The following is a 13,560-nucleotide window of genomic DNA, read 5'->3' on the forward strand; positions in this document are numbered from 1 at the left end:
TCGTTGGCCGGTTTCCGCTCGCCCCTCGCCGGAGCCTCGCTGCGCCGATGACCCGCCCGCCCGCAAACAAACCACCCGTCAACAACCCGCTCGGCATTGCCTGGATGCTGGGCGCGGCCGTCGCGTTTTCGGGCCTGTTCGTGGCCGTGCGCGAGCTGGGGGCGATGCTGCCCACCTTCGAAATCCTGTTCCTGCGCTCGGTCTTCACCATCGCACTGATGGCGCCCTGGCTCTGGCGCGAGAAGCGCGACGCCTTCCGCTCCAGGCGGCCGGCCATGCACCTGTTGCGCGGCGCCAGCACGTTCACGGCCATGAGCCTGCTGTTCTACGGCGTCGCGCATTCGCCGCTGGCCGACGCCAGCGCGCTGCAATCGACCTATCCGCTGTTCACCATCCTGTTGGTCGCCTTGCTGCTGGGCGAGCGGCCGGGCATGAGCCGCTGGCTGGCCGCGCTGGTGGGCTTTGCCGGCATTCTGGTGATCGTCCGCCCCGGCTTTACCGCCATCGGGCCGCCGACGGCGGCGCTGCTCGGCTGCTCGATCTTCTACGCGATCTCCAACACCATCGTGCGCATGATGGCCGGCGTCGACCGTCCGACCCAGCTGGTGTTCTCGGTCAACGGCACCGTGCTGATGCTGTCGGCCGTCCCGGCCCTTTATGACTGGGTGACGCCGCCGCTGGCGGCGGTGCCGTGGATCGGCCTGCTGGCGCTCAGCGGCTATGCCGCGCACATGTGCCTGACGCGGGCGCTGTCCCATGGTGAGGCGAGCGTCGTGATGCCGTTCGACTATCTGCGCCTGCCCTTCGCGGCAATCCTGGGCTTCCTGCTCTATCGCGAGGTGCCGGACGCCTACACCCTGGCCGGCGGCGCCGTCATCTTTGCCAGCGTCAGCTATATCGCCGCCTCGGAGACCCGGCGAAAATGAGCCGGCTTCGCGCCAGCAACCCGCTCGGCATCGCCTGGATGACCGGCACGGCGGCCTCGCTGACGGCCATGTACATCGCGGCGCGGCAGCTTTCGGCGGAGGTCTCGACCTTCGAGATCGTGTTCCTGCGGGTCGGCACCGCGCTGCTGCTGATGCTGCCCTGGCTGGTGCGCAACCGGGCCCGGGCCTTCAAGACCGGCATGCCGCTGATGCATCTGGCCCGCGGCTTCTTCACCTTCGGCGCCATCACGCTGATGTTCTACGGCGTCTCGCACGCGCCGCTGGCCGACGCGACGGCGTTGCAGGCGGTCTATCCGCTGTTCACCATCCTGCTGGCGGTATTGGTCTTCGGCGAGCGGCCCGGCCTGGCGCGCTGGCTCGCGACGCTGGCCGGGTTTGCCGGCGTGCTGGTCATCGTCCGCCCCGGCTTTGCCGAGGTGAGCCCGGCGACACTGGCGCTGCTGGGATGCTCGGTGTTCTACGCGCTCTCGAACACCGTGGTGAAGCTGATGACGCGGACGGATTCGGTGGCGCAGATGACCTTCCTCGTCAATGCCATCATCCTGGTGTTGTCGGCGGTGCCGGCGGCGATGGTCTGGGTGACACCGTCGGCGGCGCTGTTGCCCTGGATCGGCCTGCTGGCCGCCTCCGGCTTCGGTGCGCAATACTGCATGACCCGTGCGCTCGGCCATGGCGAGGCGAGCGTGGTGATGCCGTTCGACTATCTGCGCCTGCCATTCGCCACCGTCGCCGGCTTCCTGCTCTATACCGAGATTCCCGACCGGTTCACGGTCATCGGCGCGCTGATCGTGTTCGCCAGCGTCACCTACATCACCGCGGCGGAGGGCCGGCGCCGGCGACGGCTTTAGGCCGTCAAAAAGCGCGCCTGTTCCCCGGACAGTGCGAAGCGCCGATCCGGGCCCGGTTGCGGCGTGCGAACTCGGGCGGGTCGGTGTTCGGATGAAGACACCGGCCCCGGATGGCGGCTCCGCCACCTCCGGGGATCACTCTCACCGGCCGCGGTGGTTAGCCGGCCGCCAATGCGTCGGCCCAGGTGGCGCGGACCGCGGCGGCGTCGGCGTCCTTGGCAATGAAGCTTTGCCCAATGCCGTGGGCCAGGATCAGGGTGAGCCGGCCGGCCTCCGTCTTCTTGTCGGAGGCCATGCGCGCCATCAGCCGGTCGATGGTCGGCGGTTGCTGGCCCATGACCTCTCGCGGCGCCACCGGCAGGCCGACACCGGCCAGATGCCGCTCCACCCGGTCCGCCACCGCGCCCTCGCACAGGCCGAGGCGCGCGGAATGGCGGAAGGCCAGCACCATGCCGACAGAGACCGCCTCGCCATGCAGCACCTGGCCGCCATAGCCCGCCTCGGCCTCCAGCGCATGGCCGAACGTGTGGCCGAGATTGAGCAGCGCCCGCGCCCCGCCCTCGCGCTCGTCGGCGGCGACGACGGCGGCCTTGGCCTCGCAACTGACGCGGACCGCGTGGGCCAGTGCCGTCGGCTCCAGCGCCAGCACGCCCTCGGCCTTTTCTTCGAGCCAGTCCCAGAAGGCCGGCTGGTCGATCAGGCCGTATTTCGCGACCTCCGCATAGCCGGCGAGCAATTCCCGCTTCGGCAGGCTCGCCAGCGCATCCGTGTCCGCCAGAACCAGCCGCGGCTGGTGGAAGGCGCCGACCAGGTTCTTGCCGTGGCGGGTGTTGATCGCGGTCTTGCCGCCGACCGAACTGTCCACCTGCGACAGCAGCGTCGTCGGCACCTGCACATAGTCGATGCCGCGCAACAGGATCGCCGCCAGGAAGCCGCCCAGATCGCCGACCACGCCGCCCCCCAGCGCCACCAGGAAACTCTTGCGGTCGAGCCCCGCGTCCAGGCACCGGTCCAGCAGCGCCCCCAGCTGATCGAAGCTCTTCGCAGCCTCGCCGGCGGGGATGGTCAGGGTCTCCGAGGCGATGCCGGCGGCCTTGAGCGAGTCGGTCATCGCGTCGGCATAGAGCGGGCCGACATGGCTGTCGGTCAGAACCACGGCACGGCGCCCCGGCAGGCGCTCGGCGATCAACCGGCCCGCCGCCGCGATCAGGCCCGGCCCGATCAGAATGTCGTAGGAGCGGTCGACCGCGGCTCCGCCCAGATCGACCGACAGGCGCTGAACGCCGCTCAGGGCCGGCATGCGTAGACCTTCATATAGCCGCCGTCCTCCAGCTTCTGCACCAGCGTGTCGACGCTGTCCTCCGGCTCGCCCTCGCCGGTGTCAACGTCGAGTTCGGCCAGGGCATAGATCGGCCCGCGCTGTTCCATCAGGGCGACCAGCTTCTGCTCGATGTCGCCGCCGGCCAGCAACGGGCGGTTGTTGCGGCGGGCGACGCGCTTGGCCAGCACGTCGAGGTCGGCGTGCAGCCAGACCGAGATGCCGCGCTCGGCAATGCGCTCGCGGGTCTCCGGGTCGTTGAAGGCGCCGCCACCCGCGGCCAGCACATGCGCCGGCTCCTCGCGCAGCAGGCGGGCGATGACGCGGCGCTCGCCGTCGCGGAACTGGGCCTCGCCGAACTTCTCGAAGATTTCGGGAATGGTGCAGCCGGCGGCCTTCTCGATCTCCGCGTCCGCGTCGATGAAGTCCATGCCGAGGCGTTGCGCCAGGCGCTTGCCGATGGTGGTTTTGCCCACGCCCATCATGCCGACCAGGACGATGGTTCGGTCGGGGCGGGCGACGATATCGGGGTTGGCGGCGTCCGCCGCGACGGTGACTCTGGTCATGGCGCGATTCCATGGCGCAGGAAGGGGCCGATCGTCAAGCTATGCCGCGCGCCAGAATCCGCTAAAGTGACACAGAGCCGTCGCGTTGCGACGCGATGAACCATCCCCGACCCGGCAAAGACCAAGGATCCCCCGCGGATGGCCAAGATTGTTTTGTCCCTGATTGGCCTGGCGGTAATTGCCGCCCTGGGCGGCGCCCTTTACATCGCCATGGGCGATATCCCGCCCCCAACCCAGACCATTGAGAAGACCCTGCCGAATGCCCGCTTCGAACGCTAGAGGGCTGTCCGGCCGCCGGAGCGAGAGGCGCCGCGGGCTCGCCGCCCTGGCCCTGGGCGCGTTGGTGCTGGCAGTGCCGGTCGCGAACGCCCAGACCGTGCGGTTCCTGGACGCCAGCCCGGAAGGCGTGGGTCTGGTCCAGCCTGCCGAAGCCGGCCTGCCGGAGAGCGTGTGGCTCGGCAGTTCGCCCGAGCGGCTGGCCGCCGCCCTCGCCGCCATTCCGGCGGAAGTGCGGAGCCCCGCCCAGCACCGGGCGCTGGTCCGCCTGTTGCGCGTGGCCGCGCTGCCGCCGACCGGCGCGGCCGTGGAGCCGTCGCTGGCGAGCCTGCGCCTCGCCGCGCTTTCGCCCGCCTGGGGGCGGAGCAGGACGTGCTCGGCCTCGCCGGCCGCATCGACCCGAGCCTGCGCCAGACGCCCTACTGGGACGCCCGCGCCCGGGTGGCGCTGCTGCGTTACGACCTGGCCGGCGCCTGTGCCCTGCCGGCGGAGGCCGGGGACGCGGCCGCGACGGCCGACTGGCAGCGCCTGGCCGCCTTCTGCCGCCTGCTGCGGAGCCAGGAAGAGGCCGCCATGGTCGGCGTGATGCTGGCGGACGAACTGGCGGACAAGCAGGATGGTGACGATGCGGTCTTCGCCCACCTGTTCCTGGCAAGGCAGTTCCCGGACCGACCGACCGGCCCGTCGGTGATGCCGTCCAAGCCGCTGCATCTCGCCATGTTCCGCGCCCTGAGCCAGCCCATGGCCCTGCCCAGGACCTGGGCGGACATGCCGGCGGACGTGGCCAGCGGCATCGCCCGCTATCCCGCCGCCGGCCTGGAGCCGCGCACCGCCGCGGCGGAGCGGGCGGTGGCGGCGAATCTGTTGCCGGCCGACCTGCTGGTGCAACTCTATCTGGCGAGCGAACTGACGACGCCGCTCGGCACCGCCTATCGCCAGATGGCCTATATCCAGGGCGGCGCCGGCGCGGAGGTGGCGGCGGAATCGTTCTGGGATGCCGCGCAGACGGCGGGGGTTTACGCCCAGCTGGCGCCGTTCTCCCTGGCGTTTGCGCCGGCGCGGCCGGATGCGCCCACATCGCACCCCGCCTATGCCGCCCGCGCCCTGCGCGCGGCGCTGATCGCCGACGACCCCGCGGCCATCGGCGACTGGCAGGACGCATTCCGCACGGCCAGCCTGACCGTGGCGGGCGCCAAGACCCTGCACTCCGCCTATGCGGTGCTGGCGCTGGCCGGCGAGCCCGTGCCGCCGCCGGAGGTCTGGTGGCCGGCCTGGCAGCAGGCCGTCAAACCCGGCAAGGATGAAATCGCCCTGGTCGCCGGCCTGCTACAGGCCCTGGGACAGCCGGTACCCAAGGCCAGGGGGCCGAAAGCCGACCGGTCCAAGACCGCCCGCGCCATTGCCGAGGCGCCGCTGGGCGAAGCCGCCCTCCTGGCCCTGAACGCGCTCGCCGGGACCGAGCGGCCCAGCCATGGCTTGCAGGTCCAGGCCGTCGGAACGCTGGCCCGTCTCAGCCCGGCCGACGCACGGGCCATCGCGCTGGAACTGGCCGTTGGCAGCGGCCTCTGATCCGGTGCCGGCCGCCGATCCGGCGGTCGAGGCGTTTCTGGAAACCCTGGCGGCCGAGCGCGGCGCGGCCCGCAACACGCTGGAAGCCTATGGCCGCGACCTGCGCGCGGTCGCGACGGCGCTGCATCCGCAGGCGCTGCCGTCGGCCTCGGCAGACGACCTGCGCCGCGCGGTCCAGGCCATGGCCAAGGCCGGTCTGGCGCCGAGCACCCAGGCGCGGCGGCTGTCGGCGCTGCGGCAATTCTATGGCTATCTCGTCAGCGAAGGCCGGCGGGAGGACGACCCGACGACCGCCCTCGACTCGCCCCGTCGCGGCCAGACGCTGCCGAAAGTGCTGAGCGCGGCGGAGGTGGACGCTCTGCTGACAACCGCCGCGGCCATGGACGGCCCGGAGGGGGCGCGCCTCGCCGCGCTGATCGAACTGCTCTACGCCACCGGCCTGCGGGTGAGCGAACTGGTCAGCCTGCCGCTCGCGGCGGCGCGCCAGGGCGCCGGCGCCGGCGCGATCTGGCTGCGCGGTAAGGGCGGGCGCGAGCGCATGGTGCCGGTCGGCAGCGCCGCGGTCGCCGCGCTCGACCGCTATCTGGCGGTGCGGGGCGTGTTCGTGACCGAGCCGGGGCTGGCGAAATGGCTGTTCCCCTCGCGCAGCGCCGAGGGCTATCTGACCCGGCGCCGGGTCGGCCAGTTGCTGAAGGCGCTGGCGCTGGAGGCCGGGCTCGACCCGGACAAGGTCTCGCCGCACGTGCTGCGCCATGCCTTCGCCACGCACCTGCTGGCCCATGGCGCCGACCTGCGGGCGCTGCAAACCCTGCTCGGCCATGCCGACATCGGCACCACCCAGATCTACACCCATGTTCTGGAAGAGCGTCGCCGCGCCCTGGTGCTGGGGCATCATCCGCTGGCGGAGTGACGGCCCCTCGGATCAGGGGCCAACGGATCAGGGGGCCATCGGATCAGGCGGGAAGTTCCGGCTCGAACGACAGGCAGACGGCGGAGTCCGGTGCGGCGATCAAGGCCGAGCCCTCGGCGACCGGCGACCAGTCGTCCGCCTCCTCGTCCAGCGGTTCGGACAGGATGAGCCAGGCATTCTCCAGGCCCAGGTCATGGCTGGTAAAGCCGGAAATCGCCGACGACGGTGCGGAGAACAAAGACGGCGACTGACCGTCCGACGACCAACGGGCGCACACCACGCGCTCGCCATCGCTGATGGCGGAGGTCATGCGGAAAGGCTGGGTGATCCCCGCCGCCAGCATTTCGCCCCGCACCAGCCCGACCGCCCGGGCCAGGCCGCCCAGCGGGTCGTCGAGCAGGCCGTTGGCGACGGCCAGCAGGAACAGGGCCTCGGTGTCCGTGGTGCCCTTGCGCTCGCGATAGAGGTCATCCGGAATCAGGGCCTCCACCGCGCGGCGGATGTGATACCAGCCGCCGATCTGGCCGTTGTGCATGAAGCCCATGTGGCGATAGGTGAACGGGTGGCAGTTGGCGCGGCTGGTCTCGGTGCCGGTCGAGGCGCGGACATGGGCGAAGAACAGGCGCGACTCGATCTGCTCGGTCAGGCTGCGCAGGTTCGCGTCGTTCCAGGCCGGCAGCGTGTCGCAAAAGCGGCCGGGCTCCGGCTTGTTGCCCCACCAGGCCAGCCCGAACCCGTCCCCGTTCACCGGCGTCACGCCGCGCGACGATGAAAGGCTCTGGCGCACCAGGGAATGGCGCGGGCGCAACACCAGCGCCGCCATCTCTACCGGTGGACCAATATAGGCCAGCCAGCGACACATCCCGCCTCTCCCAAGCCTGTGACTCCGATCGCGGGGAATGGTGAGCCAGGGGTGCGGCGCCGGCAACGCCTATTTTCACAAGCCGAACGAAAAGCGGCGGCGCCCGGAGGCACCGCCGCATCGGATCGACCGGAAACGGCCGCTCAGGCGCAATCGGTCACTTCTGGCCGCCGGAGCGCACCATGGTGGAATAGGCGTTCATCAGCGTCTGGGTCATGCTGCCGACCGTGAACTTGTAATCGTCGATTTCGCCGACCGGCGTCAGCTCGGCGGCGGTGCCGGTCACGAACACCTCGCTGGCCTTGCCCAGATCCTCGTAGGGGATGTGGCGCTCGACGATTTCGATCTGCCGTTCCTTGGCCAGACGCATCACGCTCTGGCGGGTGATGCCGTTCAGGAAGCAATCCGGCGTCGGCGTGTGCAGCTTGCCGTCGATGTTCAGGAAGATGTTGGCGCCGGTGCCCTCGGCAACGAAGCCGCGCCAGTCCAGCATCATGGCGTCGTCGATCTTCTGCTCTTCCGCCCAGTGCTTGGAGAGGGTGCAGATCATGTAGAGGCCGGTGGCCTTGGAATGCACCGGCGCGCTTTCCGGCGGCGGCCGCTTCCACGGGCCGGTCTTCATGCGGATGCCCTTCATCAGCGCTTCCGGCGAGAAGTAGGACGGCCATTCCCACACCGCGATGGCGACATGGATGCGGTTCTTTTGCGCCGAAACGCCCATCTGCTCCGTGCCGCGCCAGGCGATGGGGCGGACATAGGCCTCGGTCAGGTTGTTGGCCTTTAGGGTCGCATACTTGGCGGCGTCCAGTTCCTCGGAGGTGAAAGGAACCTCGAAGCCCAGGATTTCGGCCGACTTGCGCAGCCGGTCCGAGTGCTCGCGGCAGGCATAGATGTTGCCGGTGTAGCAACGCTCGCCCTCGAACACGGCGCTGGCATAGTGCAGGCCGTGGGTCAGGACATGCAGTTTCGCGTCGCGCCAGGGCACGAGTTTGCCGTCCAGCCAGATATATCCATCGCGGTCGTCAAACGGGATCAACGGGGCCTCGGCCATGGCGAGGAACTCCTTACGGGCTATCAGTTTCGTTGGGCGCGAAATTATCTTCCAATTTTGCGCCTGTCATTGTGTTTTTCTGTCGCTTTTCACGCGCTAGAGGCAATTTTCACAAGGCGCAACACCCATTCCGCACTTCGGGATCCGACTCTAACAGGCGCAAAAACCCACGGCGAGACCCTATCCTTCCCGCACGCGCTCGGCATCGTAAAGCGCGCGGCGACAGGAGCAAGTCAAAGTCCCTGGCGCCGCTGCGTCTTCTTTGCCGGAGACCTACCCCCTCACCCGTTCGCTTTTGGGGTCGTAGAGGGGGCGGCGGCTGGCGCGGGCCTCGACCCGGCGGTCGGCAACCCGGATGGTGAAGCGGTCTTCGTCCGCCAGCGCCGCCGGCACATAGCCCAGGCCGATGGCGCTGCCCAGGGCGTGGCCGTAATTGCCGGACGTGATGCGCCCGATCGGCTGGCCGTCGTGCCAGATCGCCTCGTCATGGAACAGGTGCTCCGCCGGGTCTTCCAGCCGGAACTGGCGCAGCACGCGCGCGACGCCCTCCTGACGCTGGCGCTCGATGGCGTCGCGGCCCAGATAGGCCGCCTCGCTGCGCACCGCAAATCCCAGGCCCGCCTCCAGCGGCGTGTCGTCCGGGCCGATGTCGTGGCCCCAATGGCGGAAGGCCTTTTCGATCCGGCACGAATCCAGCGTGTGATAGCCGGCGAGTCGCAGACCGTGATCGGCGCCGGCGGCGCGCACCGCCTCATAGGCGTGCGCGACCATCTCGGTCGGCAGATAAAGCTCGAAGCCGCGCTCGCCGACATAGGTAATGCGCATGGCCCGGGCCGTGGCGCAGCCGATCTCCACCTCTGTCCAGTGGCCGAACGGGCAGCGGGCGTCGTCCAGCGTCTCGCCGCTGACCCGTTCCAGCAGGGCGACGGCATTCGGCCCCATCACCGAAAACGCGCCGAGGCCGGAGGTGATGTCGGTCAGCGCGGCGCGGTCGTCGTCGCCGATATGGTCCTCGATCCAGGCCCGGTCGCGGGCGGTGGAGGCGCAGGACGTCACGATCAGGAAGCGGTCGCCGTCCAGCCGCGCCACGGTCAGGTCGCACTCGATGCCGCCGCGGGCGTTCAGCATCTGCGTGTAGACGACGCGCCCCGGCGCGACGCGCACCTCGTTGGCAGAGAGGCGGGCCAGCACGCGCTCGGCGTCGCGGCCTTGCAGCAGCAGCTTGCCATAGCTCGCCATGTCGAACAGGCCGCAGGCCTCGCGCACCGCCATGTGCTCGGCGCGATGGTTCGCGAACCAGTTCGGGCGGCCATAGGTATAGGCGTATTCGGGCGTCTGTCCGGCGGCGGCGAACCAGTTCGGCCGCTCCCAGCCGGCGACCTGCCCGAAACAAGCCCCCTCGCCTGCCAATGCCGCGTGCAACGGCGAGCGGCGCACGCCCCGGCCGGTGGTCATCTGGCGATAGGGCCAGTGCATGGCATAGAGCGTGCCAACCGTCTCGGTCACCCGCGCCGCCAGATAGCCGCGATTGCCCTCCCAGCCGTGAAAGCGGCGGATGTCGATGTCGGTCAGGTCCATGGTGGCCGTGCCGGCGGTGATCCATTCCGCCAGCGCCTTGCCGGCGCCCGCTGCGCTGGCGATGCCGACCGAGTTGAAGCCGGCGGCGATATAGAGGCCCTGCCAGCCGGGCGCCGCGCCCAGGCAATAGGCGTTGTCCGGCGTGAAGCTCTCCGGCCCGACCAGAAGCTGGCGGATTTGCGCGCTCTCCAGGCAGGGCAGGCGTTGCAGGCCGTTGGTCATGAACGGCTCGAACTGGTCCCAGTCCTCCGGCAGCAGTTGGAAGACGAAGTCGTCGGGCACGTCGGTGCCGCGGCCCCAGGGCTTGGCGTTCGGCTCGAACCCGCCGAGGACGAGGCCGCCCACCTCCTCCTTGGCATAGAGATAGCCGTCGGGGTCGCGCAGCACCGGCTGGTTGCGGACCACGCCCTCGATGGGCCGGGTGACGATATACATGTGCTCGGCCGCGTGCAGCGGCACGGCGACGCCCAGCGGCCGCGCCAGTTCGCGGGTCCAGAGCCCGCCCGCCAGCACCACCCGCTCGCAGGCGACGCGGCCCCGGTTCGTCACCACCGCGGCGGGGGAGCGTCCGGCCCGCTCGATCCGCTCGACCTTGACGCCCTCGCGGATGGTGACGCCGCCCCGCCGCGCGCCGCGGGCGAGCGCCTGGGTGGTGTCGGTCGGGTTGGTCATGCCGTCGCCGGGGATGAAAAAGGCGGAGTCGAGGTCATCCACCGCCATCAGGGGAATTTTCGCCTGCGCCTCGGCCAACGAGATCTCGTGCATGTCGACGCCGAAACAGGCGGCCATGGCGAGACCGCGGCGCAGTTCCTCGGTGCGGGCGGCGGTGCGGGCGACGCTGATCGAGCCGGTGCGGCGGAAGCCGGTGGCCTGGCCGGTCTCGCTCTCCAGGGTTTCGTACAGGTCCGCCCCGTATTTTGCGAGCCGGGTCAGGTTGTGCGTCGCGCGAAGTTGCCCCACCAGCCCCGCCGCATGCCAGGTCGTGCCGCCGGACAACTGCCCTTGCTCCAGCAGCAGCACGTCGCTCTCGCCGAGCCTGGCCAGATGGTAGGCGATGGAGCAGCCGACAATGCCACCGCCGACAATGACGATCTTGGCCTGGTTGGGCAGGTCAGCCATGACACAGCGCTCCCTCGGCGGCCTCGGCCCAGTCCAGCAAAGCCGTGTCCCGCCCCGGTGCCGCGATCAGTTGCAGGCCCGCCGGCAACGCGCCGTCCGCCACCGGCATGGGCAGGGAGAGGGCCGGCGCGCCGGCGACCACGGCCAGGCCCATGAAATCCGAATGTCCCGGCGGCGCGGGCGTGTCCAGCGGGAAGGCGGTCATGGCGGTGGTGGGCGAGACGATGACGTCCACCTGCCGGAACAGGCGCAGAATGGCCGCCTTCGCCTGCCGCAATTGCTCCAAGGCCAGGGCAAGGCGCGGTGCGGTGAGGGCCGCGCCATAGTCCAGCATCCGGCGCACCTCCGGTGAGAAGGCGTCGAAATTGCCTGCGTGGATCGCCGCGGCGTCCGCCTCGATCGCCAGCAGCGCGGCGCGGCGGAGCGTCTGCGGGTCGAAGCCGGGCAGATCCACGGTCTCAACCGGCCGCCAGAGCGCCTCGATCCGGCGGAGGCTTTCCGCATAGGCCCGCTCCACCGCCGGCTCCAGCGGCAGCGCCTCGAAGGCGGAGAGCTTCACCACCCGGGGATTCGCCGACGCGCCCATCGACTCCGCCGCATCGGCCAGGACCCGGAACAACGCCCGCGCGTCCGCCACGGTGCGGGTGATCGGCCCGACATGGTCCAGCGCCCAGCAGAGCGGCGCCACCCCCTCGCACGGGATGGCATCGAAGGTTGGCTTGAAGCCCACCAGGCCGCAATGGCCCGCCGGCACCCGGATCGAGCCCATCGTGTCCGACCCCAGCGCCGCGTCGCACAGCCCCGCCGCCACCGCCGCGGCCGAGCCGCCGGACGAACCACCGGCGGTGTAGCCCTGGCGCAACGGGTTGTGCGTCGCCCCCCAGTGCGGATTGTTCGTGGTCGAGCCCAGCGCCGCCTCGTGCAGGTTGGTCTTGCCGAGGATGATGGCGCCGGCCCGCTTCAGCCGCGCCACCGCCGGCGCATCCGCCGCCGCCACCGAGCCGCCCGGCAGGCCGTTCGCGGTGGCGACGCCGGCGACGTCGATATTGTCCTTCACCGCCAGGCACCAGCCCTGAACCGGCGAGCGGGCCGTTGCCGCCTCCGCCGCTTGGGCGCGCGCCAGATCGGCGGTGACGCGGACATAGGCATTCAGCCGGGGATTCTGGGCGGCGATTGCATCCAGATAGGCAGCGGTCTTGGCGACGGGGTCGGGCATGGGCGGTGGCTCGGCGGCAAAAACGGCACGGAAGCGGGACATGGGCGCGACATTAGCGCGTCCGCGCCGGCCCCGAAACCTCCGCCGGTTGGCGAACCGGGACCGGGGCAGTAAGGTGGCCGCCGATTTTGCGAACGCTCCAGAGGAACCACGCCCCGTGTCCGTGTACGCCGAGCGCGAATACATGACCCTGCACGAATTCGTGCACCGGGCCCGCATCAATCTGAACCAGAATGCCTGGGATTATCTGGCGGGCGGCGCCGAGACCGAGACCACGCAGGTGCGCAATCGCCTGGCGCTCGAGTCGTTCGCCTTCCGCCCGCGCGTGCTGCGCGACGTCTCCAGCATCGACCCGTCCGGCGACGTGCTGGGCGCGCGCAAGCGGCTGCCGGTGATCCTGGCGCCCATCGGCTCGATCGAGTCGTTCACGCCCGAGGGCGGCGTCGCGCCGGCGCAGGCCGCCGAGCAATTCGGCTGCGATCACATGCTCTCGTCCGTCTGCGATCCCGGCCTGGAAGAGGTGGCGAAGTCCGTTTCCAAACCGTCCATGTTCCAGCTCTATGTGCGCGGCGACCGCTCGTTCATCGACGACGCGGCCACGCGGGCGACGGAAGCGGGCTTCCGCGCCTTTTGCCTGACGGTGGATACGGCGGTCTATTCGCGGCGCGAGCGCGACCAGGCCAAGCGCTACGCCCCCCGCGGTCGGCAACGCATGGTCGATGCCGGCGTGAATGCCATGCAGTATCAGGCGGCGCTCAACTGGGGCGATGTCGAGCACTTCAAGGCGAAGCATGCGATCCCGCTGGCGCTCAAGGGAATCATGACGGCGGAGGACGCGCGAATCGCCGTCGAGCATGGCGTTGACGTGGTCTATGTCTCCAACCATGGCGGGCGCCAGCTCGACCACGGCCGCGGCGCGGCGGATGCGCTGCGCGAGGTGGTCGAGGCCGTCGAGGGCAAGGCGGAGGTCTGGATCGACGGCGGCTTCATGCGCGGCCTCGACATGGTCAAGGCCATCGCACTGGGCGCCAATGCCGTGGGCCTCGGCCGGCTGCAGGGCTTTGCGCTGGCGGCGGGCGGCATTCCGGCCCTGGTGCGGGCGCTGGAAATCTTCGAGAACGAGGTCATTTCCGCCATGGGCCTGATGGGCGTCACCAGCCTGGCCGAGTTGAACGAGAGCTATCTGGCGACCGCTGCGCCAATTCCACCCGGCCTGAACGGGCTGACTGTCCTCAATCGCATATACCCCCATCTGGACTTGAACGATCCCGGCTATTAAGTCTGCCGCGATGTCTGCGTT

At 70.1% G+C, this 13,560-nt stretch carries 12 protein-coding genes; 6 read left to right on the plus strand and 6 right to left on the minus strand.

The window, feature by feature from the left end:
* The first annotated feature begins 47 nt into the window (after positions 1–47).
* The gene (locus tag H6844_15680) at positions 48–926 is read left to right on the plus strand and encodes a DMT family transporter (GenBank protein ID MCB9930843.1); all 879 of its coding nucleotides are present in this window, start codon (positions 48–50) and stop codon (positions 924–926) included.
* Positions 923–1,795, plus strand: a complete 873-nt coding sequence (locus H6844_15685; protein ID MCB9930844.1) for a DMT family transporter — start codon at positions 923–925, stop codon at positions 1,793–1,795. The genes H6844_15680 and H6844_15685 overlap by 4 nt, the downstream gene beginning before the upstream one ends.
* Positions 1,796–1,952: 157 nt before the next feature.
* On the opposite strand, the gene H6844_15690 is transcribed toward H6844_15685, so the two are convergent.
* Both H6844_15690 and H6844_15695 read right to left on the minus strand, forming a co-directional pair.
* The gene (locus H6844_15690; GenBank protein ID MCB9930845.1) at positions 1,953–3,095 is read right to left on the minus strand and encodes a 3-dehydroquinate synthase; all 1,143 of its coding nucleotides are present in this window, start codon (positions 3,093–3,095) and stop codon (positions 1,953–1,955) included.
* The gene (locus tag H6844_15695; GenBank protein ID MCB9930846.1) at positions 3,083–3,679 is read right to left on the minus strand and encodes a shikimate kinase; all 597 of its coding nucleotides are present in this window, start codon (positions 3,677–3,679) and stop codon (positions 3,083–3,085) included. Before H6844_15695 ends, H6844_15690 begins: the two co-directional genes overlap by 13 nt.
* Positions 3,680–3,817: 138 nt before the next feature.
* On the opposite strand from H6844_15695, the gene H6844_15700 reads away from it, so the two are divergent.
* The 3 genes from H6844_15700 to H6844_15710 all read left to right on the plus strand — a co-directional run bounded on the left by H6844_15700 (position 3,818) and on the right by H6844_15710 (position 6,434).
* Positions 3,818–3,958, plus strand: coding sequence for a hypothetical protein (locus H6844_15700; GenBank protein MCB9930847.1), 141 nt, complete (start codon positions 3,818–3,820; stop codon positions 3,956–3,958).
* Between the two features lie 369 nt (positions 3,959–4,327).
* Positions 4,328–5,524 carry a hypothetical protein gene (locus H6844_15705; protein ID MCB9930848.1) on the plus strand — a complete coding sequence of 399 codons (1,197 nt, stop codon included), beginning with the start codon at positions 4,328–4,330 and terminating at the stop codon, positions 5,522–5,524.
* Positions 5,427–6,434: a site-specific tyrosine recombinase XerD gene (locus H6844_15710; protein MCB9930849.1), complete on the plus strand. Its 1,008-nt coding sequence runs from the start codon at positions 5,427–5,429 to the stop codon at positions 6,432–6,434. Before H6844_15705 ends, H6844_15710 begins: the two co-directional genes overlap by 98 nt.
* A 43-nt stretch (positions 6,435–6,477) precedes the next feature.
* Here H6844_15710 and H6844_15715 read toward each other — a convergent pair whose 3' ends face one another.
* The 4 genes from H6844_15715 to H6844_15730 form a co-directional block, all read right to left on the minus strand.
* Entirely contained in the window at positions 6,478–7,296 is an 819-nt protein-coding gene (locus H6844_15715) for a class II glutamine amidotransferase (protein MCB9930850.1), read from the minus strand.
* Between the two features lie 157 nt (positions 7,297–7,453).
* Positions 7,454–8,347, minus strand: a complete 894-nt coding sequence (locus H6844_15720) for a branched-chain amino acid aminotransferase (GenBank protein ID MCB9930851.1) — start codon at positions 8,345–8,347, stop codon at positions 7,454–7,456.
* A gap of 273 nt (positions 8,348–8,620) precedes the next feature.
* Positions 8,621–11,044: an FAD-dependent oxidoreductase gene (locus tag H6844_15725; protein MCB9930852.1), complete on the minus strand. Its 2,424-nt coding sequence runs from the start codon at positions 11,042–11,044 to the stop codon at positions 8,621–8,623.
* Positions 11,037–12,260 (minus strand): amidase, encoded by a 1,224-nt coding sequence (locus H6844_15730; GenBank protein ID MCB9930853.1) that lies wholly within the window; start codon positions 12,258–12,260, stop codon positions 11,037–11,039. Before H6844_15730 ends, H6844_15725 begins: the two co-directional genes overlap by 8 nt.
* 40 nt (positions 12,261–12,300) lie before the next feature.
* On the opposite strand from H6844_15730, the gene H6844_15735 reads away from it, so the two are divergent.
* Complete coding sequence (locus H6844_15735) at positions 12,301–13,539, plus strand: alpha-hydroxy-acid oxidizing protein (GenBank protein MCB9930854.1); 1,239 nt, start codon at positions 12,301–12,303, stop codon at positions 13,537–13,539.
* Positions 13,540–13,560: the final 21 nt, after the last annotated feature.

Source organism: Alphaproteobacteria bacterium, from assembly GCA_020638555.1.
Lineage (GTDB): Bacteria > Pseudomonadota > Alphaproteobacteria > Bin95 > Bin95 > JACKII01.

Bases quoted from the DNA above. Each gene is read 5' to 3' on its own strand.
- H6844_15720 (MCB9930851.1), bottom strand. From the start codon at position 8,347: ATGGCCGAGGCCCCGTTGATCCCGTTTGACGACCGCGATGGATATATC.
- H6844_15710 (MCB9930849.1), top strand. From the start codon at position 5,427: ATGGCTTGCAGGTCCAGGCCGTCGGAACGCTGGCCCGTCTCAGCCCGG.
- H6844_15735 (MCB9930854.1), top strand. From the start codon at position 12,301: ATGGGCGCGACATTAGCGCGTCCGCGCCGGCCCCGAAACCTCCGCCGG.
- H6844_15690 (MCB9930845.1), bottom strand. From the start codon at position 3,095: ATGCCGGCCCTGAGCGGCGTTCAGCGCCTGTCGGTCGATCTGGGCGGA.
- H6844_15715 (MCB9930850.1), bottom strand. From the start codon at position 7,296: ATGTGTCGCTGGCTGGCCTATATTGGTCCACCGGTAGAGATGGCGGCG.
- H6844_15695 (MCB9930846.1), bottom strand. From the start codon at position 3,679: ATGACCAGAGTCACCGTCGCGGCGGACGCCGCCAACCCCGATATCGTC.
- H6844_15730 (MCB9930853.1), bottom strand. From the start codon at position 12,260: ATGCCCGACCCCGTCGCCAAGACCGCTGCCTATCTGGATGCAATCGCC.
- H6844_15680 (MCB9930843.1), top strand. From the start codon at position 48: ATGACCCGCCCGCCCGCAAACAAACCACCCGTCAACAACCCGCTCGGC.
- H6844_15700 (MCB9930847.1), top strand. From the start codon at position 3,818: ATGGCCAAGATTGTTTTGTCCCTGATTGGCCTGGCGGTAATTGCCGCC.
- H6844_15725 (MCB9930852.1), bottom strand. From the start codon at position 11,044: ATGGCTGACCTGCCCAACCAGGCCAAGATCGTCATTGTCGGCGGTGGC.
- H6844_15685 (MCB9930844.1), top strand. From the start codon at position 923: ATGAGCCGGCTTCGCGCCAGCAACCCGCTCGGCATCGCCTGGATGACC.